Here is a 26052-nt window from a genome sequence, read left to right as displayed (position 1 = left end):
CTCTGGAGGAGGACAGTTGGGTACGAGCGCTGATCCCAGCCCGTCGCCGAGCCGGCTCGCGTCGCGGATCGACAGCTCGCGCCGACGCCGGTTCGTGGGTCGGACGGCGGAGGTGGAGCTGTTCGAGTCCGCCCTGGCCGTGCCCGCCGAGAGTTTCAGCGTGCTCTTCGTCTACGGGCCCGGCGGGATCGGCAAGTCCAGCCTGCTCGACGCGTACGCCGACGCCGCGATCCGGGCGGGCCGGCAGCCGCTCCGGCTGGACGGCTACGCCGTGTCACCGCCGACGCCCGACGGGCTCCGGGCCGCGCTGGCCGACGCCCTGGGTGGCTCCCCGGACGGTTTCGCCGAGCGGCTCGGTGACGGCAGCGACTGGGTGCTGCTGATCGACACGTTCGAGTTGCTCGCCCCGCTCGAGACCTGGCTGCGCAGCCGGTTCCTGCCGCAACTACCGGCCGACCTGCTGATCGTCGTCGCCGGTCGCCGAGCGCCGTCGGCCGAGTGGCTGGCCGATCCGGGCTGGCGGGATCTGCTCCGGGTGATCTCGCTGCGCGGGCTGCCGCCGGACGGCACCCGGCGCTATCTGGAGATCGAGCAGGTGCCGGCCGAGCTGCAACAGCAGGTGATCCGGCTGACCCACGGGCACCCGCTGGCGCTGTCCCTGGTGGTCGACGCGATCCGGCGGGGCGGCGCAACGGCCGCGCTGCCGGCCAGCCTGGCCGAGGATCCCGATCTGGTCCGGGCCCTGCTCAACCGGCTGATCGATGCGGCACCGAGCCGGCTGCACCTGGCCGCGCTGCAGGTCTGCGGACATGCCCGGCATGTCACCGAGGCGATGCTGCGGGCCGTGCTGCCCGAGCTTGACGAGGGTGAATCGGCCGCATCGGCGGCGGAGCTGTTCACCTGGCTGCGCGGACTGACCTTCGTCGACGAGGTGGCGGCCGGGCTGCGCAGCCACGACCTGGCCCGGGACGTCCTCGACGCCGACCTGCGCTGGCGGGATCCGGAGCAGTACGGCGTCCTGCACCGGCGGATCCGGGCCTATCTGGTCGACCGGCTGCAGACCCGGGAGATCACCCCGGCCGACCGGCGCTCGGCGATGACCGACCTGCTGTTCCTGGTCCGGAACCATCCTGTCGCCGGCGCGCACTGGGACTGGGGCGCGCTCGGTCGCGGCTACACCGACCCGGTCACCGAGGCGGACCGGGCCGGCCTGATCGAGCTGACCGAGCGGCAGCAGGGCCCGGAGCAGGCCGGTTGGGTGGCGCACTGGCTGCGCCGGCAGCCGGAGTCGTTCCTGCTGTTCCGCGACGCCGACGCGACCCTGCTCGGCTTCGCCGGCTACCTGTCCCTCGACCGGGCGGATCCGGCCGACCGGGACGCCGATCCCGGGACCCGGGCGATGTGGGCGTACGCCGAGCAGTACGGGCCGCCCCGGCCCGGCGAACTGGTCAAGGCCTGGCGGTTCCTGGTCGACCGGGTGACCACCGACGAACGGCAGCTGCAGGCCGCCGGGACGATGCTCGGCGCCTTCCATGCCCAGGACATCCTGCTCCGGCCCCGGACCGCCTGGGACTTCATCGGCACCTACACCGATGTCGAGTTCTGGCGGTCGTTCCTCGGCCACATGGACTTCCGGCACCTGCCCGAGGCCGACTACCGGATCGGGACCACGGACTACGCCGTCTTCGGGCACGACTGGCGGCGGGTCGGGATCGCCGAGTGGATCGACCTGACCGCGGCCCGCGAGCTGGGCGAACCGGTCACCGAGCCGCACCGCCGCGGCGCCGACCTGGTGCTGTCGCACGAAGAGTTCGCCACCGCGGTCCGGGACGCGCTGCGCCGGCTGAGCCGGCCGGCCGAGCTGGCCGAGAACCCGTTGACCGGCTCGGCGCTGGTCCGGCAGGCGACCGGGACGGACCAGCCGGCCGAGGCCGCCCTGGCGGCGCTGGTCCGGGCCGCCATCGACGAGCTGGCCGCCGATCCGCGCTCCGAACCGCTGCATCGGGTCCTGAACCGCACCTTCGTCCGGCCGGCCCCGACCCAGGAGAAGGCGGCCGAGCTGCTCGATCTGCCGTTCAGCACCTACCGCCGGCACCGCGACCGCGCCGTGGACGCCGTCGTGGCCCGGCTCTGGCAGCGCGAACTGGACGGTGGCGGCGAGTAGGAGCAGCGGCCGGGCAGTGACTGGGCAGCGACCGGTCTGGCGACTGAGCAGTCGGCCGGGTGATCGTCGGACCTCCAGACCAGGAGGTTGATCATGATCGGACGACACGCGGTGGTGCTCGGGGCGGGCTTCGCCGGACTGCTGGCCGCGCGGGTGCTGGCCGGAGCGTACGAGCGGGTGACGTTGATCGAGCGGGATCCGTTCGAGCCGGTGGAATCGGACGGGGACGGCGCCGCCGGGCCGCGCCGCGGACTGCCGCAGGCCCACCACGCGCACACACTGCTCAGCCGCGGCCTGGTCGAGTTGGAGCGGCTGTTTCCCGGGCTCTCGGCCGACCTGGCCGTCGACGGCGCGGTCGTCGCGGATCCGGGCTCCGACCTGACCCTGATCCTCGGCGGGCACCGGCTGGCCCGCGCCCCGCTGGGCCGGTCCACGCTGCAGGTCACCCGGAGCCGGCTCGATGATCATCTTCGCGGCCGGGTGGTCGGGCTGCCGGGGATCGAGTTGATCACCGGCCGGGACGTGGTCGGCCTCACCCCGACTACGATCGGCCGGCGCTGTGCCGGGGTCCGGGTGGTCGGTCGCGCGCCCGGCAGCCCGGTCGAGACCGTGCCGGCCGACCTGGTCGTCGACGCGACCGGCCGCGGCTCGCGGCTGGACCGTTGGCTCGCCGCCGAGTGGCGGACCACGATCCCGGCGGACCGGCTCGCCGTCGACGTCCGCTACGCCAGCCGGAGCAGCCGGCTGCCGGACGCCCTGCCCAGCGGTGCTCTCGGCGCCCTGATCGCCCCGACCGCCGAGTGTCCGTACGGCCTGGCCCTGCTCGCCGTCGAGGGCGGCCGACATCTGGTCACCACGGTCGGTGTCGGCGGCCACCGGCCGGCCCGGGACGAGACCGGACTGCGCGAGCTGATCCGGCGGATCGCGCCGGCAGACCTCGCCGCGGCGCTGCTCGCCGGCCGGCCGGCCGGGCCGATCAAGGGCTACCGGATCCCCGCGGTCCGGCGGCTGCATTACGCACGCGCGCAGCGACTGCCGACCGGAGTGATCGCGATCGGCGACGCCCTGTGCGGGCTCAACCCGGTCTACGCCCAGGGCTTGACCGTGGCCGCCCTGCACGCCGTCGCCCTGGCCGGCGCGCTCGCCGGCGATCCGGAAACCCTGGCCGGTCGCTACTTCCGCGCCGCCGCCGCCGTGACCGAGGCACCCTGGGCGATGGCGGTCGGCAGTGACCTCGCCCAGCCGTACCTGCGGGCCGAGCGCACCCTCGGCAGCCGGCTGACGGGGGCCCTGGTCGGCCGGATCCAGCGCGTCGCCGCCGCTGATCCGGAGGTGGCCCGCCGCTTCGTCCGGGTGATGGCCCTCCTCGATCCCCCATCCGAGCTGACCCGCCCAACTCTCCTCCGCCGACTCCTCCGCACCCCCACCGAGTTGTCAGAACTGAGAAGCCCCGGGGCACAACTCAGTTCTGACAAGTCGGCGGAGGTGGGGGTGGTGCGGCGGTGAGAGGGTGGGGGGATGGCGGAGTTGAACGGCGCGCCGGCGACGGCCGCGGAACTCGAGGCGCTGGCCTTGATCAACTACGGGCACTTCACCACGATGCTGGTCGACGACGGCCGGGTCCGCGGTCTGGCCGATCACCTCGATCGGCTGATCGGCGACGCCCGCCGGGTGTTCGACGCCGAGCTCGACCGGGACCGCCTCCGCGGCCATCTGCGATCGGCGATCGGCGATCGGTCCGGATCGTTCCTGGTCCGGATCACCGCGTACGACCCGGCCGCCGACCTGCTCCATCCCGACGGCGAGCCGAGCATCCTGATCACCACCCGGCCCGCCGCGCCGACGTCGCCGCCGCCGCCGCCGCTGCGACTGCGAACGATCACCGGTCGCCGCGACCCGGCCATGATCAAACACGTCGGCCTCTTCGGCGTGCTCTGGAGCCGCCGCCAGGCACGCCGCGACGGTTACGACGATGCGCTGCTGGTCGGCGCCGACGAGTTGATCACCGAGGGCCCGACCTGGAACATCGGCTTCGTCGACCATGATCACGTCCTCTGGCCCGAGGCCGCCGTACTGCCCGGAATCACCCAACGACTCCTGCAGCCGCTCGATCCCGGAGCGGATCGTCGGCCCGTGTTCCGATCCGACCTGAGTCGCCTGACCGCGGCGTTCGCCACCAGCAGCGGCTTCGGCGTCCGGCCGATCGCCGCCATCGACGGCCACGACTTTCCCGTTGATCATCCGCTGCTGGGCCGGCTCGCCCGGGCCTACCGGGACCTGCCCGGTGAGGCGCCCTGAGCTTCGGCTGATCTCGCCCTTCGACAGGCTCAGGGAACGGAACACCCAAACGTCCCCATCAGTGAGCGACCCGGAGCGGATGACCCGCCCGAGGGGCGCGCCGATGATCACGGTTGGGTGTCAACTCCGGTGGTGGAGTCGGGGGAAAGGAAACAGCCGGATCTTCGGTCTGAAGATCCGGCTGTCCCTGCTGTGCGCGAGGGGGGATTTGAACCCCCACGTCCTTTCGGACACTGGCACCTGAAGCCAGCGCGTCTGCCGTTCCGCCACTCGCGCGAGCCCACCCAACGAGGGTGTGAACGCCGAGAAAGGCTAGCACGGATGACCGTGGATTCCCGCATCGGTTCACCGGCCCCGCGCGGGGCGCCGAGGCACGGACCGGCGTGGAGGTGGTCCGGCCACTCCCGCTCGACGGATACCATCGTGCTTGCATCCGCACCCGAGGCGACGCAGGCTGGTCGCTCGCAGCAGGATGCACGGCCAGAACACCTATCGGTTGGCGCCCGCGGGCCACCGATGTCGTCGGCGAGACCGAAAGGAGGACGGGTGGGAATCTTTCAGCGCTTCGAGAAGAAGGTCGAAGGTGCGGTGAACGGTGTGTTCGCGCGCGCCTTCAAGGGCGATGTCCAGCCCGTCGAGATCGCCGCCCGACTGCTCCGGGAGCTCGATGCCGAGGCCAAGCTGATGTCCCGGGACAAGCGGCTGGTGCCCAACGAGTTCGTGGTCGGCCTGTCCCAGCACGATCACGACAAGCTGGCCCCGTACAGCAAGACGCTGTCCGCGGAGCTGTCCACCGAGCTGAAGACCCACGCCCGGGATATGGGGTACGAGTTCAACGGCCCGATCCGGATCCACCTGGAGCTGGACGAACATCTCCCGGTCGGCCGGTTCACGGTGGCCTCCGAAGCCGTGTCCGGTGCCGGTGGCGACACCCCGGCGACCACGACCGCGATCAACCGCGCCCAACTGGTGCTCGAGGTGAACGGCATGCGCCATCCCCTGCAACCGCCCGGCTTGATCATCGGCCGCGGCAGCGAGGCCGACCTGCGGATCAACGATCCCGGGATCTCGCGCCGGCACGCGGAGATCCGGGTCACCGGGCAGGGGGCCGCGATCAGGGTGGAGATCGTCGACCTCGGCTCGACCAACGGCATCGTGGTCGACGGCCGACGGGTGCGGCAGGCCCACCTGAGCGATGGTTCACGGATCGAGGTCGGCCAGACCCGGATGCTGGTGCATGCACCCGCCGGGCGTTGAGGATGGCGATGTCTGAAATAGCCGTCACCATTCTCAAGGTGCTGTTCTTGGCGCTACTGTGGCTCTTCATTCTTTCGGCGGTCTCGGTCATCCGCAGCGATCTGTTCGGCCGGCCGGTGCCGAATCCCGAGGCAGGGCGGCGGCAGGAACTCGATCAGCCCGCTCCGCCGAAGAAGCGCAGGAAGGCGAAGGGGTCCCCTCGAGTGTTGTCGATCAGCGCTGGCGCGCAGTCCGGTCAACAGGCGAGCCTGGCCGGCGGCGTGGTGATGATCGGTCGCGGGGCCGACTGTCAGCTGATCTTGGACGATGACTATGTCTCGACCCGGCACGCGCGGGTGGTCGCCACCGCCGACGGGTATTACGTGGAGGATCTGGGTTCGACCAATGGCACGTACGTCAACGGCCAGCGGATCACCGCGCCGACGACGGTCACGCTGGCCGACGGGATCCGGATCGGCAAGACACCGATGAAGCTGGAGCCGTGATCGCGCAATGACGGATGAGTCAGCGGACTCCACTGCCGAGTCCGCCCGTCGGGCCAAGACGCCCACCGACGGCGCCGAGTCCGATCGGCCGACCGAAACGATCATGCTGCCCGAGCTCGCCGCCGAGGAGACCGAGCCGGTCGAGGCGACACCGCCGGCGGGCGCCCTCGGGCTGCGGTTCGTCGCCCACTCCGAGATCGGCCTGATCCGGAAGAACAACCAGGATTCGGGGTACGCCAGCCCGCGACTGCTGCTGGTCGCCGACGGCATGGGCGGTGCCGCCGCCGGTGATCTCGCCTCCGCCATCGCGGTCGACGCGGTGCGCCACGTGGACACCGAGATCGAGTCGGCGTCCCAGCTGGCCGAGCTCGCCGCCGCGATCCGCAAGGCCAACGACCGGATCTCCGACTTCGTCGCCGACGACTTCGCCCTGGAGGGCATGGGCACCACGGTCACCGGCGCTCTGTTCGACGGTCAGACCCTCGCTCTGGCGCACATCGGTGACAGCCGGGCCTACCTCTTCCGCGACGGCGAGCTGGAACGGCTGACCCATGATCACAGCTGGGTGCAGTCGCTGGTCGACGAGGGCAAGATCAGCGAGGAGGAGGCGGCCGTCCACCCGCACCGATCCCTGCTGGTGAAGGTGTTGAACGGCCAACCCGCGGCCGATCCCGACCTGACCACGGTCCCGCTGCAGCTCGGTGACCGGCTGCTGTTCTGCAGCGACGGCCTGTGCGGGTTGGTCGAAGATGATCAGATCGCGGCCGCGATGGCCGAGGCCGATCTCACCGCCGGGATGGATCGGATGGTCGGCGAGGCGCTGGCCGAGGGCGGCATCGACAACATCACGGTGATCTTCGCCGAGGTGGTCGACTCCGACCCGACCGATCAGGTGATGATCTTGGGCGCGGCGGACGAGCGGGAGATCCCGGCCGTGCCGCCGCGGCCGGATCGGGCCGACCGCGACTTCGGCGACGAGGACGACCTGGACGATCCGGCGACGGCCGGGGCCGAGGCGGCGGACGACGGCGACGACGAGGCGCGGTACGCGCCGCAGGCGCCGGGCCGGGCCCGGCTGCTGCGGCCGGTGCTCGGCCTGCTGGTGCTGGCCGTGATCATCGCCGGCGCGGTCTGGGCCGGTTACGCCTGGACCCGGACCCAGTTCTTCGTCGGCGCCTCCGATGATCAGGTGGCGATCTTCCAGGGCTTGCCCGATCCGATGCCGGGGCTGTCACTGTCCGATGTGTACGAGGTGCAGCCACTGGCCCTGTCCGCGCTGCCGTCGGCGTACCAGGAGCAGGTCCGGGCCACCATCGAGGTGGCCGACCTGAAGGCGGCCCGGGAGACCGTGGCCCGGCTGACCGAGGCGGCCACCAAGGGCGGCAACGGGGAGCCCGGTCCGTCCGCGACCCCGCCGCCCTCATCGTCTCCGCCGCCCTCGTCCGCTCCGCCGGCGTCACCGCCACCGGCGTCCAAGACGCCGTGTGTGCCGGCATCCAAGTCGCCGAAGCCGCCGGGCCCGACATGTTGACGGCCGCACCGTCCGCCCGCTCCGGAGGAGCCGGCCGATGAGCGCGGCGGCACCGGCACTGACCGTCGTTCCGCGGAAGCGCCGGGGCGTCGAACTGTTGTTGATCATCCTCGCGTTGGCCATCGGGATCGGCGCCTATGCGATGGTCGACTACAACATCAACGGCAACCTCGGCGATTTCCTGATCATCCACGCCGCCACGCTGACCGCGCTCGGCCTGGCCGCGCACATCGTCGTCCGCTGGCGGCTGCCGTACGCGGACCCGGTGATCCTGCCCTGCGGCCTGCTCTTGAACGGTCTCGGGCTGGCGATGATCCACCGGATCGACCTGGCCAACGACCCGCCGATCTTCGGCGCCCGGACGCAGCTGATCTGGACCGCGATCGGGATCCTGCTGTTCATCCTCTGTGCGGCGATCATCCGTGATCACCGGCCGCTGCAGGGATTCACGTACACGCTGTTCCTGGTCGGCCTGGTGCTGTTGCTGCTGCCGCTGGTGCCCGGGCTCGGCCGCGAGGTCTACGGCGCGCAGATCTGGATCGGCATCGGGCCGTACTCGTTCCAGCCGGCCGAGGCGGCGAAGGTCCTGCTGTCGCTCGCCTTCGCCTCCTATCTGGTGGAGAAGCGGGACGTGCTCGCCCTCGCCGGCTGGCGGTTCGCCGGCATCGACCTGCCCCGACCGCGCGACATGGGCCCGATCTTGCTGATGTGGTTGGTCAGCCTGGCGATCCTGGTCTTCCAGCGCGACCTCGGCACCTCGTTGTTGTTCTTCGGCCTGTTCGTGATGATGTTGTACGTCTCGACCGAGCGGGCCGGCTGGCCGGTGCTGGGCACGCTGCTGTTCGGTGTCGGGGCCTGGCTCGGCTTCCTCAACTTCAACCACGTCAAGATCAGGGTGAACGCCTGGCTCGATCCTTTCTCCAACTTCGACCAGAACTATCAGGTGATCGTCGCCCAGTTCGGGATGGCCTGGGGCGGGCTGCTCGGCACCGGCCTGGGACTGGGCCGGCCGGGCCTGGTCCCGCTGGCCCGGAGCGACTTCGTCGCCGCGGCGGTGGGCGAGGAGCTCGGGCTGACCGGTCTGATGGCGGTGATCATGATCTACGGGCTGATCGTGGCCCGGGGCCTGCGCACCGCGCTGCAGTGCCGGGAGCCGTTCGGCAAGCTGCTCGCGGCCGGCCTGTCGTTCGCGTTCGCGCTGCAGGTGTTCACGATCATCGGCGGGGTGACCCGGCTGGTCCCGCTGACCGGACTGACCACACCGTTCATGTCCCAGGGCGGCTCGTCGATGATCTGCAACTGGATCGTGCTCGGCCTGCTGGTGATCATCTCCCATCAGGTCCGCAAGCCCGTGCCCACCATCGCCGACCGGGGCGGCGATGAGGAGACCACTCAACTGTTGCCCCTGGTGCCGTCTGGTGGATTGCGATGAACAAACCCATCCGTCGAGTCGCGTTCGTGACCATGATCATGTTCGCGCTGTTGCTGGCCAACGGCTCGTACTCCGCCATGTTTCGGACCCAGGAGTTGAACGCCGACCCGCAGAACCGGCGGGCCCGCGACGCGGAGTTCGCCCAGGACCGTGGCCCGATCGTGGCCGGCGACGCGGACAAGACCGTGCTGGCCGGCACCGAGGAGATCCAGGACCGGTTCAAATACCTGCGCGGCTATCCCGGCGGTGAGCTGTACGCGCCGATCACCGGCTACTACTCCTATGATCATGCCCGGACCGGACTGGAGAACAGCTACAACACGGAGCTGGCCGGGACCGACGACTCCCTCTTCGTCCGCCGGCTGATCGACATGATCACCAACCGGACCCCACGCGGGGCGACCGTGGAGACGACGATCCTGCCCGAGGTGCAGGAGGCGGCCGCCGAGGCCCTCGGCAACCAGAAGGGCGCCGTGGTCGCCCTGGATCCGAAGACCGGCGCGGTGCTCGGCCTGGTGACCAGCCCCACCTTCGACCCGAACAAGATCGCCAGTCACGACGTCGGCGATGCGGACAAGGCCTATCAGGAGCTGGCCGAGGACAAGGACCGGCCGCTGTCCAACCGGGCGGCCCGGGAGATCTATCCGCCCGGCTCGACGTTCAAGCTGGTCACCGCCGCCGCCGCGCTGGAGGCCGGGCTGAAGCCGGACAGCAAGGTCGCCTCGCCGGAGAAGCTGCGGCTCCCCGGCACCCAGACCGACCTCGGCAACGACTCCGACTGCGGCGCCACCCAATCCACCATCAGCCGGGCGCTCGAAGTCTCCTGCAACACCGCCTTCGCCAACCTCGGGTTGCAGCTCGGCCAGGACAAGCTCCGCGCGCAGGCCCAGAAGTTCGGCTTCAACCAGCGGCACCTGTCCGACCTCGGCGCGGCCGCGAGCCAGTTCCCGGACGATCTGAACGGCGCCGAGCTGGCGCTGAGCTCGATCGGCCAGTTCGACGTGGCGGCCAGCCCGCTGCAGATGGCGATGGTCACCGCCGCGATCGCCAACGACGGCGTGCTGATGGATCCGTACCTGGTCGGCATGGTGCGCGGGCCGGACCTGCAGCCGATCAGCACTCACCGGCCGACCGAACTGGGCGCGGCGATGACCCCGGAGAACGCCCGGCTGCTCAAGCAGATGATGGTCGGCGTCGTCGAGGACGGCACCGGCGGCAACGCCGAGATCGACGGCTTCACCGTCGGCGGCAAGACCGGCACGGCGCAGTCGGATCCGAAGCGGAAGCCGTTCGCCTGGTTCACCTCGTTCGCCGAGAAGGACGGCGAGCAGGTGGCGGTCGCGGTGATGATCGAGGACGCCGACATCGAACGGAACGACATCAGCGGCGGTCGGCTGGCGGCGCCGATCGCCAAGAAGGTGATGGAGGCGGCACTGCGATGACCATGCTCGCGCGGCACACCGCCACGAACGAAGACCTGGCCCACGAAGACGGAGTGCGGGTTAGCACTCGGGCCGCCGGTACCCCAGAATGGCACGGGGTCGAGAAAGGAATGCGATGACAGGCGACCAAGGGATGGTCGGCGGGCGCTACCAGCTGGAGGGTTTGCTGGGGCGGGGCGGCATGGCGGAGGTTTGGCGCGCCATGGACACCCGACTCGGCCGTCCGGTGGCGGTGAAGCAACTGCGGGCTGACCTGGCCACCGATCCGACATTCCAAGCCCGGTTCCGGCGGGAGGCCCAGTCGGCCGCCGGCCTGAACCATCCGACCATCGTTGCCGTGTACGACACCGGCGAGGAACCGGATCAGCACACCGGCGTCTCGGTGCCGTACATCGTGATGGAGCTGGTCGAGGGTCAGACCCTGCGCGACGTGCTCCGGGACGGCCGCAAGATCCTGCCCGAGCGGGCGCTGGAACTGACCCAGGGCGTGCTCGACGCGCTGAGCTACAGCCACAAGGCCGGCATCATCCACCGCGACATCAAGCCCGCGAACGTGATGCTGACCCGCACCGGCCAGATCAAGGTGATGGACTTCGGCATCGCCCGTGCGGTCGCCGACACCTCGGCCACGATGACCCAGACCGCCGCCGTGATCGGCACCGCCCAGTATCTGTCGCCGGAGCAGGCCCGCGGCGAGACCGTTGACGCCCGCAGCGACATCTACTCGGCCGGCTGCCTGCTGTTCGAGCTGCTGGTCGGCCGGCCCCCGTTCGTCGGTGAGTCGCCGGTCAGCGTCGCGTACCAGCACGTCCGCGAGATGCCGATGGCGCCGAGCGACCTCGATCCGGTGATCACCCCGGACATCGACGCGATCACCCTGAAGGCGCTGGCCAAGAGCCCGGACGACCGCTACCAGTCGGCGCGGGAGATGTGGCGGGACATGGCCCGGGTGTTGTCGGGGCAGCAGGCGACCGCGATGGTGCCGCCGATCCCGGCGGACGACAACGGCGCCACCCGGGTGGTGCCCTCGGTGCCGGTGGTGCCGGCGACGCAGCCCGAGCCCGATCCGCTGGACGACGACTTCGACGACGAGGACGAGGAGCCCAAGAACCGAGCGGGCCTGATCGTCTTCATCGTCGGCCTGGCCGTGCTGCTGGTCGCCGGGGTGGCCTTCGCGCTCTACAGCTTCAGCAACCCGGGCGGCAACCCGGGAGCGAACCAGTCTCCGTCGTTCACGCCGACGCCGCAGGTGCCGAAGGTGAAGGTGCCCCGGGTGCTCGGCTTCACGAAGGAGGCCGCGGAGAGCATGCTGACCAACGAGAATCTCAAGGTGGACGTCAAGGAGGTCGCCGGCAAGAGCGACGGCACGCTCAACACGGTCACCAAGCAGACCCCGGACGACGGCGAAGAGATCGACGAGGGGTCGACGGTCACGATCGAGATCAACGTCGGACCGAAGCAGGTGCAGATCCCGGACAACCTGGTCGGCAAGGACCGCGAGGATGCCCAGAAGGCGCTGGAGAAGCTCAAGTTCGATGTCGAGGTCGAGGAAGCCACCGACGAGCCCGACGACGCCAAGGCCGGCGAGGTGCTCGACGTGAGCCCGAAGGAGGGCTCGACCCATGACCTCGGCACCACGGTGACGCTGACCGTCGCCACCGGCGAGTCCGAGGTGCCCGACCTGGTCGGCCGGACCGTGGAGAGCGCCGAGCAGGCGGCGGAGGACCGGGGGTTCAAGATCAAGGTCGAGAACCGCGAGACCACGGACGCCCCGCCGGACACCATCGTCGATCAGGATCCGAAGGCCGAGACCATGCTCCCCCGCGGCGAGACCATCACGGTCTACAAGGCGGTCACGCCGGAGCAATCGTCGCCGCCGCCGTCCTCACCGGACCCGTCGGGCTCGAGTTCCACGCCGCCGAGCAACTCCCAGTCGCCGGGGGACATCGACGCCGACGCGGATTCCGACTCCGACTCCGACGGCTGACCGCCGTTTCCTGAGCCTGTCGAAGGACCAGGGCGATCAACGGGCCTGCCCTTCGACGGGCTCAGGGAGCGTCGACCAGAAGGTGACCGATCCGGCTTGGTCAGCGGACGCCGCGGGGGCGGAACTGGATGCTGATCCGGGGGCCGACCGGGCGGGCGGTCTTCGGGATGGCGTGCTCCCAGGTGCGCTGGCAACTGCCACCCATCACGATCAGGTCGCCGGGGGCCAGGCTCTTCTTGATCGTCACGCCGCCGCCACGCGGCCGGAGCAGCAGCGAGCGGGCCGAGCCGACCGACAAGATCGCGACCATCGTGTCCTCGTTCTTGCCGCGGCCGATCGTGTCGCCGTGCCAGGCCACCGAATCCCGCCCGTCCCGGTAGAGGCAGAGGCCCGCGGTGCGGAACGATTCGCCCAGCTCGGCCGCATAGTGGGCGGACAGGGCGTCCCGCGCCTCGGTCAGCACCGGGTGCGGCAGCGGAGTCTGCTCGTCGTAGAAGCAGAGCAGCCGGGGCACGTCGACCACCCGGTCATACATCTGCCGGCGCTCCGCGTACCACGGAACGTCTTCGACCAGCGCCTGATAGAGCAGGTCGGCACCGCTCAGCCAGCCCGGCAGCACGTCGACCCAGGCGCCGCGACCGAGCTCCTCGCGGGTGATCGTCTCGTGCAGCGGCGCCAGCCCGATCGTCCCCAGGTCGAACAGGGAACCCTGCAGGGCCGGCTCGAGGGTAGGAATTGCCGTCATGCCCCCAGCATAGCTACTATTCGTCTTTATGTTCGATAATTACGGTTACGGCGTGCCGAGCCACTCCCGGGCCGCGGCGACCAGGGTCGAGACCCCGACCTCCAGCGTCGGCTCGATCAGCGGCGCGAAGAACGGCGAGTGGTTGGACGGCAGGTCCTCCGGCATCCGGCCGGTGCTCAGCGCGTCGCCGAACAGCGCCGGATCCGACCCGCCGAGGAACCAGTAGACCAGCGGCACCCCGGCGGCGGTGGCGAGCACGCCGACGTCCTCGCTGCCCGAGACGATGCCCGGATCGACCACTCGGTCCGGGCCCACCGCGGCCCGCAGCGCGGCGGCGGTCCGGGCGGTTGCCGCCGGGTCGTTCACGGTCACCGGGAACCGCTCCTCGTGTGTGATCTCGGGCGGCTTCGGCGCGTTGGCGGCGGCCGCCTCGGCGGTGACGATCCGTTCGATCGCGGCGAGCACCTTGGTCCGGACGGCCTCGTCGAAGGTCCGGACGGTGAGCCCGAGTCGGGCGTCGGGCGGGATGATGTTGTTCTTGGTGCCGGCATGAAGCTGGCCGACGGTGACTACCGCGGCGTCGGCCGGGGCCACCTCCCGCGCGACGATGCCCTGCAACCGGACCGTCGTCGAGGCCGCCAGATAGACCGGGTCGACGGTCGTCTCCGGCCGGGAGCCGTGGCCGCCGGTGCCGTGCAACACGATCGTCAGCGAGTCCGCACCGGCCATCGCCGGCCCCGGGCGCAACCCGACGAAGCCGGCCGGGAACGGCGCGACGTGCTGACCCAGCACCACGTCGGGCCGCGGCACCCGATCGAACAGCCCGTCGGCGACCATCGTCTCGGCGCCGCCGCCCCACTCCTCGGCCGGCTGGAACAGGACGACGAGCGTGCCCGACCAGGCGGTGCGGTCGGCGGTCAACCGTTCGGTCGCGCCGAGCAGGCAGGTGACGTGGACGTCGTGCCCGCAGGCGTGCATCACCGGCACCTCGTGGCCCTCGTGATCGGTGCCGCGGGCCGTGCTGGCGTACGGCAATCCGGTCTGCTCCTCGACCGGCAGCCCGTCCATATCCGCGCGCAGCAGGACGGTCGGGCCGGCGCCGTTCTCCAGCACGCCGACCACGCCGGTGCCACCGATGCCGGACGTGACCGCGAGGCCGAGTCGATCAAGCGCCGCGGCGACGATGCCCGCGGTGCGATGCTCCTGGAAGGACAGCTCGGGGTTCGCGTGCAGGTCGCGATAGACCGCCGCAAGATCGATGATCATAAGGCAGCGTACGACGGCGGACGGCTGCAAGGATGTGCCGATGACGTACGAGTTCGACGACGACCCGAGCCGGCTGGATGTCGACGCCATCTGGTCGTTCCTGTCCACCGACGCCTACTGGGGCCGGTGGCGGAGCCGGGACGATCTGGAGCGGCAGCTGGCGAGCGCCTGGCGGGTGATCGGCGGTTACAGCGACAAGACCGGCGAGCAGGTCGCCTTCGCCCGCGCCGTCTCGGACGGGGTCTCCGACGCCTACCTCGCCGACGTGTACGTGCTGCCCGAACACCGCGGCCTCGGCCTCGGCCGCCGCCTGATCTCGACCATGATCGACAACGGCCCCGGCGCCGCCTTCCGCTGGACCCTCTTCACCGCCGACGCCCACGAGCTCTACCGTTCCTACGGCTTCGCCGAGCCCGACCACACCTTCATGACCCGCCCGCCCCGCCGCGCCTGAGCCCCGGTCGGTTCATGAAGCTGCCCGGGTTTCAGGCCCCGGCGGACATCAGCGGGGCGAGGCCGACCGCGCGGGCCGGGGCGTCGGCGTCACCGCAGACCGCGAGCCAGTTGGCCAGCAACTGGTAGCCGCCCTCGGTCAGCACCGACTCGGGATGGAACTGCACCGCCTCGACCGGCAGCGACCGGTGCCGGGCGGCCATGATCACGCCCTCGTCCGTGCGCGCCGTCACCTCCAGCACCTCGGGCAGCGTCTCGGGCATGATCGCCAGCGAGTGGTAGCGGGTCGCGGTGAACGGCGACGGCAACCCGGCCAGCACGCCGTCCCCGGCATGCACCACCCGGGACGTCTTGCCGTGCAGAAGTTCCGGGGCCCGGTCGACCACGCCGCCGTACGCGACGCCGATCGCCTGCAAGCCGAGGCAGACGCCGAAGATCGGCAGCCGGCCGGCGTACTCGGTGACCAGTCGCACGCAGACGCCGGCCGACTCCGGGGTGCCGGGGCCGGGCGACAGCAGGATGCCCGCGAATCCGTCGACGAAGTCGGGATCGTCGAACCGTCGGTCGTCGTTGCGCCAGACCTCGACCTCGGCTCCGATCTGGGCCAGATACTGCACCAGGTTGTAGACGAAGGAGTCGTAGTTGTCGACGACGAGGATCTTCACGGGCACCGGACCATTGTTCCTCATCGGCCCGGGATCGTGCCGGTCGGTCAGCGGTTTCCCGGGGTCTCGCTCGGACCGCCGGCGAGGGAGCGGGCGTGCCGCAACTCCATCGAGCCGTGGTAGGCCGGGAACTGAGCGTCGGCCTCGAAGCCGGTCTGATAGACCATGCCGTACGCGTCGACGTAGCGCTGGAAGACCGTGACGAACTCCGAGGTCGCCAGGCCGGACTCGAGCCGGCCGCGGTCGCCGATGGCCTTGATCACGTACGGCGGCGCGTACGGAATGCCGTGCAGCACCACCGTGTTGCCGACGCACTTGACCCCGGTCGTCGAGATCACCCGCTGGCCCTGGATCGTCATCGCCTCCGCCCCGGACTGCCAGAGCAGGTTCACGATCGCCTGGATGTCCTGCTGGTGCACGACGAGCAGATCGCCGTCGACACCCTCGGCCGCCACGCTCTCCGGGGCGTCGTCCAGGGTGACCGAGACCGCCGGGCCGTGCACGGCGCTGATCCCGGCGGCGTCGGACTGCCGGTCGAGCTCGGCGGTGCGCTCCGGGTCGACCCCGGTCTCCTCCTCGGTCAGCCGGTCGACCTCGCGGCGCAGATCGGTGACCTGGTGCGCCAGGTCGGTGTTGTGTCGGGACTGGGACTGGACCAGGCTGACCAGGTCGGTGTTGCGGCCCGGGCGGAGATCGGTGCCGCGGGCGTTCAGGGCGCCGATGACCACCATCAGCCCGGCCAGCAGGCAGAGCACGGTGGTTGCGGTCCGGCCGAGCAGCCGGCCGGGACCGGTGATCTGCTGCCGGGTCTGGGCGCGGTGCAGCACCCGAGTCACCCGCCGGAGCACCTCGCCCAGGGACCGTCGCACCGCCATGGTCCGACCATAATCGGTGCCGCCGTCAGGCCGAGAATGGCGCGGGCCCATTGCACTGACTACCCTGGGCGGCAACGAGCGAGGAGTACGCGTGCCCGAGTCCAAAACCCGGAAGACCGCTGTGGAGAAGAAGCGGCAGAAGAAGTCTCCGGAAGACAAGCCCAAACCGACGCCGACCAAGCGGATCAAGGCACCCAGCAGCCGGCGCTGGGTCCCGCCGACCTTCATCACGGTCGGCCTGCTGGGAGTCGCCTGGCTGATCGTCTACTACGTGGCCGGGCAGAACATCCCGATCATGTCCGAGCTCGGCAACTGGAACATCCTGATCGGCATGGGTGGCCTCGCCGGCGCCTTCATCATCGCCACCCTCTGGAAGTAATCACACCGGTGTGATTCTCCACAGTTGGGGGTAACTCTGTGGACAACACCGGGGCAGCTTCGGCGGGCGGGTAGTCCCGGGCCACCTGGGTTCGGTTGTCGGCCGAACCTGCGAGAATATCCTCGATGCGAAATCCGGCTTCCGAATCCAGGGGTCTACGGCGCTTCTTCACCGCCCAGGACCGGGAGATCTTCGCGCTCGCCATTCCCGCCTTCGCCACCCTGCTCTCCGAGCCGTTGCTGCTGCTCGCCGACACCGCCATCGTCGGCCACCTCGGCACCACCCAGTTGGCCGGGCTCGGCCTGGCCGCGAACGTGCTCGCCTTCATCATCGGGCTGTGCGTGTTCCTGGCCTACGGCACCACCAGCACGGTGGCCCGGCGGCTCGGCGCGGGGGACCGGACCGGAGCCCTGACCGGCGGGCTGGACGGCATGGTGCTGGCCGTCCTGCTCGGGATCGTCCTCTGTGTGCTGCTGCAGTTGATCATGCCCGCGGTGCTGGGCATCTATCGGGCCGATCCGGAGGTGACCGCCGCGGCGACGGCCTATCTGCGGGTCGCCGCGCTGGGTCTGCCGTCGGTGCTGTTGGTGCTGGCCAGCACCGGCGTGCTGCGCGGGCTGCACGACACCCGGACCCCGCTGTACGTCGTGATCGCCACCAACCTGGTCAACATCGGGCTGAACTTCCTTCTGGTGTACGGGGCCGGGCTGGGCATCGCCGGCTCCGCCCTCGGCACCCTGATCGCCCAGACCGGGGCCGCCGTGATCCTGGCCATCGTGGTGGTCCGCGGCGCGCGGCGTGATCATGCTCGGCTCCGGTTCCGGCCGCGCGGCATCCTGTCGGCGGCCCGGACCGGGATCTGGCTGGTCGCCCGGACCGCGGCGCTGCAGGCCGGCTACACGATCACCACCATGGTCGCGGCCACCGGCGGTGCCGTCGCGCTGGCCGCGCATCAGGTCGTCGGCTCGCTGTGGACCCTGCTGGCCTTTGCCCTGGACGCGATCGCGATCGCGGCGCAGGCGATCATCGGCAGCTACCTCGGCGCCGGCCAGATCGAGCGCGGCCGCTCGGCGATGCGCCGGATGATCATCTGGGGCGTGGTCTGCGGCGTGGTGTTCGGGGTGGCCGTGCTGCTCGCCCGGCCGCTCTACGTCGGACTGTTCACCCCCGATGCCGCGGTGATCGACCTGATCGCCGGCGTGTTGATCGTCGTCGTGGTCATCACGCCGATCGCCGGCGTCGTCTACGTACTGGACGGGATCCTGATCGGTGCCGGCGACGGCCGCTATCTCGCGCTGGCCGGGGTGATCGCCCTGCTGGCGTACGCGCCGCTGGCGATCATCGTCGGGCTCAACCAGGCCGGCCTGATCTGGCTCTGGATCGCCTGGACCGGCTACATGATCGCCCGGATGATCACCCTGCTGCTCCGCGCCCGCGGCACCGCCTGGCTCCGCACCGGCGCCACCGTCTGACCACCCTCCTGCCGACTTGTCAGAACTGAGTAGCCCTCTGGCACAACTCAGTTCTGACAACTCGGCTCAGTAGCGGGCGGCGGCGAGGTCATCGGTGACGATGGCGTCGACGGTGGCCTCCGCGGAGAGGTCGGTGGTGTCGAGCCAGAGGCCGCGGCGGGGCGTCACGTCGACCGATTCGGCCTGGAAGGCGCGGACGGCATCGACCAGATCCATCCCCGGCTGCTGCCAGGCGCGGTAGGTCCGGCCGCCGCTGCGGGCCAGCTCGCGTTCGGCGATCGTCTCGGCCTCGGCGTTGAGCACGACCAGATGCCGCTGCACCGGCTCGGACTCGGCGACCCGCTCCATCCAGACCGTCACGTCGTCGCCGAACACGTTGTCGTTCAGCACGAAGTCGAACCCGTGGTCCGTGTAGAGCCGGGCCAGCTCGGCCCCCGCCCGATAGCGCAACCGCACCTGCCGCTCCGCCTCCGGCCGCGACTCGGGCGTCCAGTCGACATTGCCGACCTCGACCATCCGATAGAGCACATCGCCGTCGAAGGAGACACTCGGCGCCCTGAGCCGCCGCGCCAGCAGCCGGCCGATCGTCGACTTCCCCACCGCCTGGGGTCCGGTGATCAACACGACCTTACGCATGCATCCTCTTCCGTCGGCGCGGCTGCGGCCGGCGGCTGCCCGGCTCGACCGCGACACAGTGTCACCGACCTGTCGACCCGGCACAACGCATTTGATCCCGGACCGTACGTTTCTCGACCAGGGTCGACTTCCACACACCAACCGGCCTCCCCTCCGCGCGTTACTCGACCACGGTCGACTTCCACACACCAACCGCCCTCCCCTCCGCGCATTTCTCGACCACGGTCGACTTCCACACACCAACCGCCCTCCCCTCCGCGCATTTCTCGACCACGGTCGACTTCCACACACCAACCGGCCTCCCCTCCGCGCATTTCTCGACCACGGTCGACTTCCCCACGCCAACCGCCCTTTCCTCCGCGCGTTTCTCGACCATGGTCGACTTCCACACACTGACCCGGCCGGGGCGCCGCGCATTTCCCTACCTGTGGCGACTTCCGCACACCACCCGCCACCCTGCCGTGCATTTCTCTACCTGTGGCGACTTCCGCACCCGATGCAGCCCTCGCCTGCCAAGTCCGGCGAGCTCCCCCGGGTAGCCGGGGCGATCACCCGCGGGGGTGAGGCCCGGGACCGGTGACCCGCGGGATGGTCGTCATGTCACCAGTCGAAAGGGATCACCATGATCAACGATCTGCGGCACCGTGAGCCGGAACGGACGGCCGGGCGGCCGGCGCTGGACCGGCCGCTGTTCCTCGGGACGGGAGTGCTCAGTCTGCTGTTCGCGGTCGTCGCGGCGGTCTGGCTGATTGCGCCGGGGACGAATCCGTTCGCCGACAGCCGCCCCGGGTTCAATCCCGGACAGTCTATGGTCAACCAGCTCGGCGGTCCGGTCTTCACCGCGGCGATCTTGCTGGGCGCGGGCTTGCTCGGCGTCGCCGTCGCCACCCTGCTGTTGCGCCGCGGCCGCTCCGGTCCGCCACCCGCGCCGGTGATCATCTTCGGGCTCGGGCTGGCCGCGGTGATCGGCTTCGGCCTGCTCAGCGAGTCGGCGATCATGACCGCCGGCTATCTGATGGCCCTGGTCGTCGTCGTCGGCGCGGTCACCCTGGCGGTGCAGTTGATCAGGAAGTATCGAGTCGGCCGCTGGGTCGCCATCGGCGTGGCCGCGGTGATCGTGTTGATCTTCGTCACCGGGGTGCTGCCGGCGCAGGCCCTGCTCGTGTTGGCGGACCGGTTGTCCGGGCTGACCGGACAGGTCGGAGTGATCACGCTCGTGCTGGGCCTGGCCGCCATGGCCCTGCTCTGGTTGTTGGTGGCGGCGCGGGTCGCGCAGCAGCACCGGCTGCTCGACCGGCCGGGTCGGTGGGTGCGGCGGCATCGCACGGTGATCACGATCTTGGCCGCGCTCGGCCCGCTGCCGTACTGCCTGGTCCGGCTGACCTGGCTGACGCCGTGGCCGTACGGGATGGACCCGGCAACCCTGCCGGCCGACATCCGGATCTGGGGACTGTTGCTCTCCTCGGGCGGCTGGGCCGGGCTGGTGCTGACGATCGGCCTGATCCGACCCTGGGGCGAGATCTTCCCGCGCTGGGTCCCGTTCCTGGCCGGCCGCCGAGTGCCGATCTGGTTCGCGGCCGCACCGGGATCGTTCATCGCCGCCGTGCTGTGCGTCTCGGCGATCCCGATGATCCGCTCCTTTGCCGAGGGCGGGATCGAGGGCGGGCTGATCAGCATGGTGATCTTCCCGTTCTGGTTCTGGGGGCCGATGCTCAGCCTCGCGGTCTGGGGCTACGTGCTACATCGCCGGTCCGCCGCCGTCGCGGTCAGCTGACCCCGTGCTCGGCCAGGTCGTCGCGGATCCGACGCTGTTGCAGGTTGGCCGCCACCGTCGTGGCCAGGGCCAGCGTCGCCATGATGAAGATCAACCAGTTCGGTGCCCACCAGCCGAAGGCGAACGCGAAGATCAACGACAGCACGCCGGCGATCCCGACCAGCAGCGCGACCTGGCGCAGCGAGCGGGCATAGCGGCTGATCAGGTCGGCCGGATAGCGATTACCGGCGTGCTTGATCACGACCCGCCGCGCGTGCTCGGCCTCGAGCCCGGCGAACAGGTTGAACACGGCGAACATGAAGAACCAGCGCGATCCGAGCAGTTCCGGCGCCAGGCTGAGCACGGCGAACATCCCGGCCTGGGCCAGGAAGACGAAGGCCAGGCTGGCGGTGGCGAAGATCTCCACCCGACGGAGGTACAGCCGGGAGCCGAACGACACCGCCAGATACTCCAGCACCGTCGCCGCGACGCCGGTCAACCACATCGCCAGCTTGGCCGGAAACAACCAGGTGGCGAACGGTCCCTCGATCAGCGACGGCAGTGCCGTCGCGCCGACCCCGAGCGACAGCCCGGCGATCACGGTCAGCAGCATCCGGTAGTCCTCCGACCCGGAGCCGTCGGGTTCCTTCGCCATGGCGGCAACGTACCAACGGCGAGGGGTGCTCGTGGCCGGTTTCGGGCTCGACAGGTCGAGGCGACCCGGCCTGCCCTTCGACAGGCTCAGGGGGCGAACGAGCAGCACCGTGCTCCGACGGCTTGTCCCGTTCCCTGAGCTTGGTCGTTGGGCAGGACCCGAAATCCCTCAACCCCGGTCCGCGGTTCCCACATCGAGGCCGTGACGATCAACGGGGAAACCGGTGCCGCGAGTACCCGGCAAGATCATCCCCACTCCTGCCGCCGATCCCGGCCTGCTCCTCGACAGGCTCACCCGGGTGGCAGTTTGTCTCCGATCAGCGCGAGGTTTTGGATGGCGGCCAGGCCGTACTGGGCGGTGCCGTTGGTGGAGATCATCGCGGCCTCGTCGATCGGCTGCAGCACGGTGGGACCGTCGATCCGGTGGGTGCCGAAGGTCTCGTCCGTGATCCGCTCCGACGTCAGGAAGGCGGTCCAGGCGTCGGCGGCGAGTTGATCATCGACCAGCCGGTGCGCGGCGTAGGCGAGCAGCCGGCTGTGACCCTGCACCAGGCCCTGCCGCGGGAACTCCTCCCCGGTTTCGGCCCGCTGCACCTCGGGCGGAGCCAGGAACAGGCGGCAATACTGCAGCCAGGCGTCGGTGAAGCCGCCGAGGTCGAGGTCGAAGCGGTCGGCCAGGGCGATCAGTTCGCTGCAGATCTCGACCAGGCCGAAGACGGCGTTCAGGTGCGAGATCTGGATCCGTACGGTCTCGGTGTCGAACCGGCCCCGATTGAGGTCGTAGCGGAGTTCGCCGGTGAGGAAGCCGTTGGCCAGGCTACCGACGTCGCGGGCCGTGGCCAGCAGCTTGTCCCGGGCGGCGGTGTCGTCGGCCCGTTCCCAGGCGGTCAGCCAGGTCGCGGCGAACGCACCGAAGTCGAGCCCGACCATCACCGAGAGCGCCTCGGGATTGCCGGGCCGGTAGCCGTCGGTGCGCACCTTGCGATGTGAGTCCAAGATCATCAATCGCTGATCGCTGTTGATCAACTCGGCCATCAGGTCACCGACCCGGTCATCGGCGGTCAGGTAGTAGTAGAACCGCCGATACAGCGGATTGCTGATCCGGTGCTGCTTGGCGCTGCAGCCCCAGTGCTGCACGTTGTGCCGCGAGCCGAGTCCCTGCCACTTCCCGGCGTGATAGACGTCGACCTCGCCGGTGTGCCGGGTCATCGCCTCGGCGAACCGGAAGATGTCGGCCCGGCCGGTGCGCAGATAGGAGTACCAGAGCCACAGGTCGGTCGACAGTTCGGAGTTGTCCCACGCGAAGCCGCCGACGTCGTAGCGCCAGACGTGGCGATCCGCGTCGTAACTGTGCATCACGTCGCCGTAGTTCCAGAATCCGTACCAGCGCCGTTGCTCCCGCTGCCCGGCGTAGAAGTCGAACAGGAAGTCCAGCCGGTCCTCGATCGCCACCCGCTCCGGCGTCGAGCGGTCGACCGGGGCCCAGTCGCCGAAGACACCGGCGCCGTGCACGTGCTTCGGGCTGGTGGCCAGCAGCGGCGGCCGCTGGCTCACCGCCGAGTCGCGGGCCAGGGTCGCCGCGTCCGGTGTCGTGGCGTAGGCCCAGAGGGTCAACTCGGAGGTGCGGGCGATGCCGTACGGGGTGCCGAAGCCGGGCTCGTGATCTTCGTAGGTGATCTCCATCGCCGACAGTTGATCTTCGTGGCTGTCCAGGCCAAGCCCGTCGTGATAGAAGCGGAGATCCATCACCGGCGCCTCCGGCGAGTGCAACCAGACGGTCACCTGACCGGTGTCGGTGGTCGCATGCCGCACGTCGAGCTGGGTCGGAAAGGACTGCCAGAAGTCGCGCAACGCGACGCCGAACCCGCCGCCGATCCCACCCAGATAGGCGAAGCCGTCCGATCGGGTGCCGGTGGAGATGCCGATCCAGCCGTGCCCGGCCTTGGTCCGCTTGCGCAGGGTGAAGCCGTCGGAACTGACCTGGCTGAGCGTGAAGTCGCCCCAGGCCGGGATCAGCTCGAGCCGGCTGGAGGCCTCCGGATCCCAGGTGTCGAGGGCAGGGGTCGGCCGGCCCGCGTGCTGCGCTGCCCGCACCTCCGCCCCCGGATCCCGGCGCAGCCCGGTCAATCCGCGCACCGCCTCGGTCAGGAACCCGCCGTCCTCCCCGGCGATCCGGACGTGGCGATCATGCAGCGGGTCCCGCAGGTCGACGTCGAACCGCAGCCCGAGACCGGCCAGGAACTCGATCTGCTCGTCACCGTTCCAGATCAGGGTGTGCAGCAGCCGGACGGCGTGGGAGCCGGCGTAGCAGTAGAGCCGGACCACGAACGGCAGCCAATCGTCATGATCACCGGCACGGTCGGCCCGGTGTCGCCCCTCGAGCTTGATCACGACTCGCCGCGTCCCGGCCCGCTCGACCTCCGCTGAGGTGACGTGACCGGAGAACGGGATCCGCCGGAGCTCGGTCTCGTCGCTCTCGCCCGGCGTCGTCTGCAGCAGGCTGATCAGGCGGCCGCCGGAGGCGATCCGGGTCGTGCCGTGGCGCAGCTCGGCGATCAGGGCCGAGCCCGCGGTGTTGATCACCACGGTGGCGACGCCGGTGTCGACGGTGATCGTCTCCGGCGTCTCGGTCACGGTGATGCCCGGGATCGGCTCGGCCGGCTCGCCGACCTCCAGCCGGTACGACTCCGACGGAGTCTCCAGGGCACCGACCGCGTGCCCGGTCCACTTGATCGATCCGTCCGGCCAGCGCGCCGTGGTCCAGCTGTCCAGCGGCACTCGATCGGTGCCGTCGGTCATGATCACCTGATCGGAGGAGTGCAGCAGGCCCGGAGCCCAGGGCACGCCCCACGTACTGCCGGGTATCGCGGGCGGCGTGTCTTCCAACCAGTGCAGGGCGGGCGACGAATGGTTCTCGGTGGTGCCGGACACCTGGGTCTCCTTGATCGTGGGTTCAGTTGTGGTTGTTCGATCGAGCTCAGCCAGTGAGCGGCCGGACGGTGAAGTTGCGGTAGCGGGCCACCAGAGGCGCCATCTGGCGGAGGCCGAACCGGCCGCAGCCGTAGGGGCCGCCGTTCAGCGTGCCGTCGTCGGACCAGCGCAGCACCGGCAGCTCGTTGATCGAGAAGGCGACGTCCGGCCCGTCCTTGATCAACGTCAGCCGGTAGAAGCCGGCGGCGTCCTCGGCCGGCGGCAGCGGGTCGGCGGCCTGGGCGACCAGGTGGAAGCCCGGGCTCTTCCGCACGTTGCAGGTGCGGAACGCCCGCTCGTCCGCCCACTTGTGCCGGAAGTACGACAGGTGCAGGGCCCGGACCGCACCGGAGTGGTACTGCGGATAGTGGCCGTCCCGGGCGGGCAGCCCCGGATCGAACAGGTCGCGGCCGTCGGTGCCGGTGGCGGCGAAGAAGATCATCGCCAGACCGGGCTCGCGAACCGGCGCGAACTCCCACTCGATCACCACTCGGTCGGGCAGCACGGCTGGGCACCACAGGGTCCAGTGACCATGATCGTCAGAGTCGGGGGCCGCGCTGGCCAAGATCACCGACTCACCGTCGTCGGTGATCGACACCGGCCCCTCGGCGATCCAGTCGGTCAGTTCGGCCGCGGTACGCGCCTCGACCCGTACCAACGGAGAGCGACTCCAGGGCCCTTCGACAGGCTCAGGGCACGTGCCGAGAGGTGTCACCCCTTCACCGAACCGATCAACATCCCCTTGGCGAAGTGCTTCTGCAGGAACGGGTAGAACAGCAGGATCGGCAGGGTCGCGACCACGATCACCGCGAACTTCACCCCCTGGGCGGGCGGCACGTAGGTGGGATCGGTGCTCGCCTCGGAGCCGGTCAGGCTGCTGGACACGGTGACCTGGCGGAGGAACATCTGCAGCGGCCACTTGTCCGGATCGGTCAGGTAGAGCAGCGGCGACATGAAGTCGTTCCAGATGCCGACCGCGTAGAACAGCGCGAAGGTGGCCAGCACCGGCTTGCACAACGGCAGCAGGATCCGCCACAGCACCCCGATCTCGGTCGCGCCGTCGACCCGCGCTGCCTCTTCCAGCTCGACCGGCAACTCCTGGAAGAAGTTCTTGATGATGATCAGACTGAACGGATTGATCGCCAGCGGGAGCACCAGCGACCAGTAGCTGTCCAGCAGCCCGAGCTCCTTGACCACCAGGAAGGTGGGGATCATGCCGCCGGAGAACACCATCGCGAACAGCACGACGTTGATCAACAGATTGCGGCCGGGCAGGCCGCGTTTGGCCAGCGGATAGGCCATGGTGAAGGTGAAGAACAGCTGGATCAGAGTGCCGCCGGCGGTGACGCAGATCGTGACGATCAAGCTGCGCAGGAAGGCGCCGGTGGAGAAGATGTACGCGTACGACTCGAAGGTCACCTGGTTGGGCCAGAGGAAGAACGGCCGGCTGGCCAGCTCCGACTCGGTGGCGAAGGAACCGGCCAGGACGAACAGCAACGGCAGCAGCGCGATCACCCCGATCGCCCCGAGGAAGATCAGGTTCGCGACGTCGAAGACCCGGCCGGCCCTGGTGTTGTGGAACTTCATC

22 protein-coding genes and 1 tRNA gene are annotated in these 26052 nt (G+C 70.0%); 13 read left to right on the top strand and 10 right to left on the bottom strand.

From position 1 onward, the window contains the following. Positions 1 to 16: 16 nt before the first annotated feature. The 3 genes from FNH24_RS04255 (at position 17) to FNH24_RS04245 (ending at position 4462) form a co-directional block, all read left to right on the top strand. Positions 17 to 2164: an AAA family ATPase gene (locus FNH24_RS04255; RefSeq protein WP_161605983.1), complete on the top strand. Its 2148-nt coding sequence runs from the start codon at positions 17 to 19 to the stop codon at positions 2162 to 2164. A gap of 93 nt (positions 2165 to 2257) precedes the next feature. Beyond that, positions 2258 to 3670 carry an NAD(P)/FAD-dependent oxidoreductase gene (locus tag FNH24_RS04250; RefSeq protein ID WP_152360905.1) on the top strand — a complete coding sequence of 471 codons (1413 nt, stop codon included), beginning with the start codon at positions 2258 to 2260 and terminating at the stop codon, positions 3668 to 3670. Positions 3671 to 3682: 12 nt separating this feature from the next. Continuing rightward, on the top strand, positions 3683 to 4462 hold the full coding sequence (locus FNH24_RS04245; protein ID WP_152360904.1) for an aminotransferase class IV: 780 nt from the start codon (positions 3683 to 3685) through the stop codon (positions 4460 to 4462). Between the two features lie 193 nt (positions 4463 to 4655). Here the strand turns inward: FNH24_RS04245 and FNH24_RS04240 are convergent. After that, a tRNA-Leu gene (locus FNH24_RS04240) sits at positions 4656 to 4738 on the bottom strand. A gap of 270 nt (positions 4739 to 5008) precedes the next feature. Between FNH24_RS04240 and FNH24_RS04235 the strand changes: the two genes are divergently transcribed. From FNH24_RS04235 to pknB, 6 genes are all read left to right on the top strand, one after another. Next, positions 5009 to 5719, top strand: coding sequence for an FHA domain-containing protein (locus FNH24_RS04235; protein WP_161605982.1), 711 nt, complete (start codon positions 5009 to 5011; stop codon positions 5717 to 5719). A gap of 8 nt (positions 5720 to 5727) precedes the next feature. Continuing rightward, on the top strand, positions 5728 to 6204 hold the full coding sequence (locus FNH24_RS04230; protein ID WP_152360902.1) for an FHA domain-containing protein FhaB/FipA: 477 nt from the start codon (positions 5728 to 5730) through the stop codon (positions 6202 to 6204). 7 nt (positions 6205 to 6211) lie between these two features. Beyond that, positions 6212 to 7735 carry a PP2C family protein-serine/threonine phosphatase gene (locus FNH24_RS04225; RefSeq protein WP_152360901.1) on the top strand — a complete coding sequence of 508 codons (1524 nt, stop codon included), beginning with the start codon at positions 6212 to 6214 and terminating at the stop codon, positions 7733 to 7735. A gap of 37 nt (positions 7736 to 7772) precedes the next feature. Then, positions 7773 to 9167: an FtsW/RodA/SpoVE family cell cycle protein gene (locus FNH24_RS04220; protein WP_152360900.1), complete on the top strand. Its 1395-nt coding sequence runs from the start codon at positions 7773 to 7775 to the stop codon at positions 9165 to 9167. Then, positions 9164 to 10609: a peptidoglycan D,D-transpeptidase FtsI family protein gene (locus FNH24_RS04215; protein ID WP_152360899.1), complete on the top strand. Its 1446-nt coding sequence runs from the start codon at positions 9164 to 9166 to the stop codon at positions 10607 to 10609. The genes FNH24_RS04220 and FNH24_RS04215 overlap by 4 nt, the downstream gene beginning before the upstream one ends. Before the next feature lie 115 nt (positions 10610 to 10724). Beyond that, positions 10725 to 12596: a Stk1 family PASTA domain-containing Ser/Thr kinase gene (pknB, locus tag FNH24_RS04210; RefSeq protein WP_217428033.1), complete on the top strand. Its 1872-nt coding sequence runs from the start codon at positions 10725 to 10727 to the stop codon at positions 12594 to 12596. Positions 12597 to 12696: 100 nt separating this feature from the next. Here the strand turns inward: pknB and FNH24_RS04205 are convergent, their stop codons facing one another. Together FNH24_RS04205 and FNH24_RS04200 are read right to left on the bottom strand one after the other, a co-directional pair. Next, on the bottom strand, positions 12697 to 13341 hold the full coding sequence (locus FNH24_RS04205) for an alpha-ketoglutarate-dependent dioxygenase AlkB (protein ID WP_152360898.1): 645 nt from the start codon (positions 13339 to 13341) through the stop codon (positions 12697 to 12699). 45 nt (positions 13342 to 13386) lie between these two features. Then, positions 13387 to 14607, bottom strand: coding sequence for an amidohydrolase (locus tag FNH24_RS04200; protein WP_152360897.1), 1221 nt, complete (start codon positions 14605 to 14607; stop codon positions 13387 to 13389). A gap of 40 nt (positions 14608 to 14647) precedes the next feature. Between FNH24_RS04200 and FNH24_RS04195 the strand changes: the two genes are divergently transcribed. Then, a complete protein-coding gene (locus tag FNH24_RS04195) occupies positions 14648 to 15061 on the top strand; it encodes a GNAT family N-acetyltransferase (protein ID WP_152360896.1) in 414 nt (137 codons plus the stop codon). A gap of 31 nt (positions 15062 to 15092) precedes the next feature. Here FNH24_RS04195 and FNH24_RS04190 read toward each other — a convergent pair whose 3' ends face one another. Both FNH24_RS04190 and FNH24_RS04185 read right to left on the bottom strand, forming a co-directional pair. Then, positions 15093 to 15731 carry an aminodeoxychorismate/anthranilate synthase component II gene (locus FNH24_RS04190; protein WP_217428032.1) on the bottom strand — a complete coding sequence of 213 codons (639 nt, stop codon included), beginning with the start codon at positions 15729 to 15731 and terminating at the stop codon, positions 15093 to 15095. A 41-nt stretch (positions 15732 to 15772) separates the two neighbouring features. Beyond that, a complete protein-coding gene (locus tag FNH24_RS04185; protein ID WP_152360894.1) occupies positions 15773 to 16600 on the bottom strand; it encodes a DUF881 domain-containing protein in 828 nt (275 codons plus the stop codon). Positions 16601 to 16691: 91 nt separating this feature from the next. Between FNH24_RS04185 and FNH24_RS04180 the strand changes: the two genes are divergently transcribed. Together FNH24_RS04180 and FNH24_RS04175 are read left to right on the top strand one after the other, a co-directional pair. Continuing rightward, positions 16692 to 16979 (top strand): cell division protein CrgA, encoded by a 288-nt coding sequence (locus FNH24_RS04180; protein ID WP_152360893.1) that lies wholly within the window; start codon positions 16692 to 16694, stop codon positions 16977 to 16979. 125 nt (positions 16980 to 17104) lie between these two features. Continuing rightward, positions 17105 to 18451 carry an MATE family efflux transporter gene (locus FNH24_RS04175; protein ID WP_152360892.1) on the top strand — a complete coding sequence of 449 codons (1347 nt, stop codon included), beginning with the start codon at positions 17105 to 17107 and terminating at the stop codon, positions 18449 to 18451. 66 nt (positions 18452 to 18517) lie between these two features. On the opposite strand, the gene FNH24_RS04170 is transcribed toward FNH24_RS04175, so the two are convergent. Beyond that, complete coding sequence (locus FNH24_RS04170) at positions 18518 to 19087, bottom strand: AAA family ATPase (RefSeq protein WP_152360891.1); 570 nt, start codon at positions 19085 to 19087, stop codon at positions 18518 to 18520. 622 nt (positions 19088 to 19709) lie between these two features. Here FNH24_RS04170 and FNH24_RS04165 point away from each other — a divergent pair. Next, a complete protein-coding gene (locus FNH24_RS04165; RefSeq protein ID WP_152360890.1) occupies positions 19710 to 20861 on the top strand; it encodes a hypothetical protein in 1152 nt (383 codons plus the stop codon). Here FNH24_RS04165 and FNH24_RS04160 read toward each other — a convergent pair. From FNH24_RS04160 to FNH24_RS04145, 4 genes are all read right to left on the bottom strand, one after another. Then, positions 20854 to 21495 carry a hypothetical protein gene (locus FNH24_RS04160; protein ID WP_152360889.1) on the bottom strand — a complete coding sequence of 214 codons (642 nt, stop codon included), beginning with the start codon at positions 21493 to 21495 and terminating at the stop codon, positions 20854 to 20856. The two genes, FNH24_RS04165 and FNH24_RS04160, sit on opposite strands and share 8 nt — an antisense overlap. 290 nt (positions 21496 to 21785) lie before the next feature. Next, positions 21786 to 24425 carry an exo-rhamnogalacturonan lyase family protein gene (locus tag FNH24_RS04155; protein ID WP_217428031.1) on the bottom strand — a complete coding sequence of 880 codons (2640 nt, stop codon included), beginning with the start codon at positions 24423 to 24425 and terminating at the stop codon, positions 21786 to 21788. 46 nt (positions 24426 to 24471) lie between these two features. After that, positions 24472 to 25122 (bottom strand): DUF1961 family protein, encoded by a 651-nt coding sequence (locus tag FNH24_RS04150; protein ID WP_152360888.1) that lies wholly within the window; start codon positions 25120 to 25122, stop codon positions 24472 to 24474. A 53-nt stretch (positions 25123 to 25175) separates the two neighbouring features. After that, positions 25176 to 26051, bottom strand: coding sequence for a carbohydrate ABC transporter permease (locus FNH24_RS04145; RefSeq protein WP_152360887.1), 876 nt, complete (start codon positions 26049 to 26051; stop codon positions 25176 to 25178). Position 26052 lies beyond the last annotated feature (1 nt).

Source organism: Microlunatus speluncae (genome assembly GCF_009299835.1).
GTDB classification, from domain to species: domain Bacteria; phylum Actinomycetota; class Actinomycetes; order Propionibacteriales; family Propionibacteriaceae; genus Microlunatus; species Microlunatus speluncae.
The sequence above is the reverse complement of the archived record's forward strand: the minus strand, read 5'-3'. Positions and strand labels throughout refer to the sequence as shown.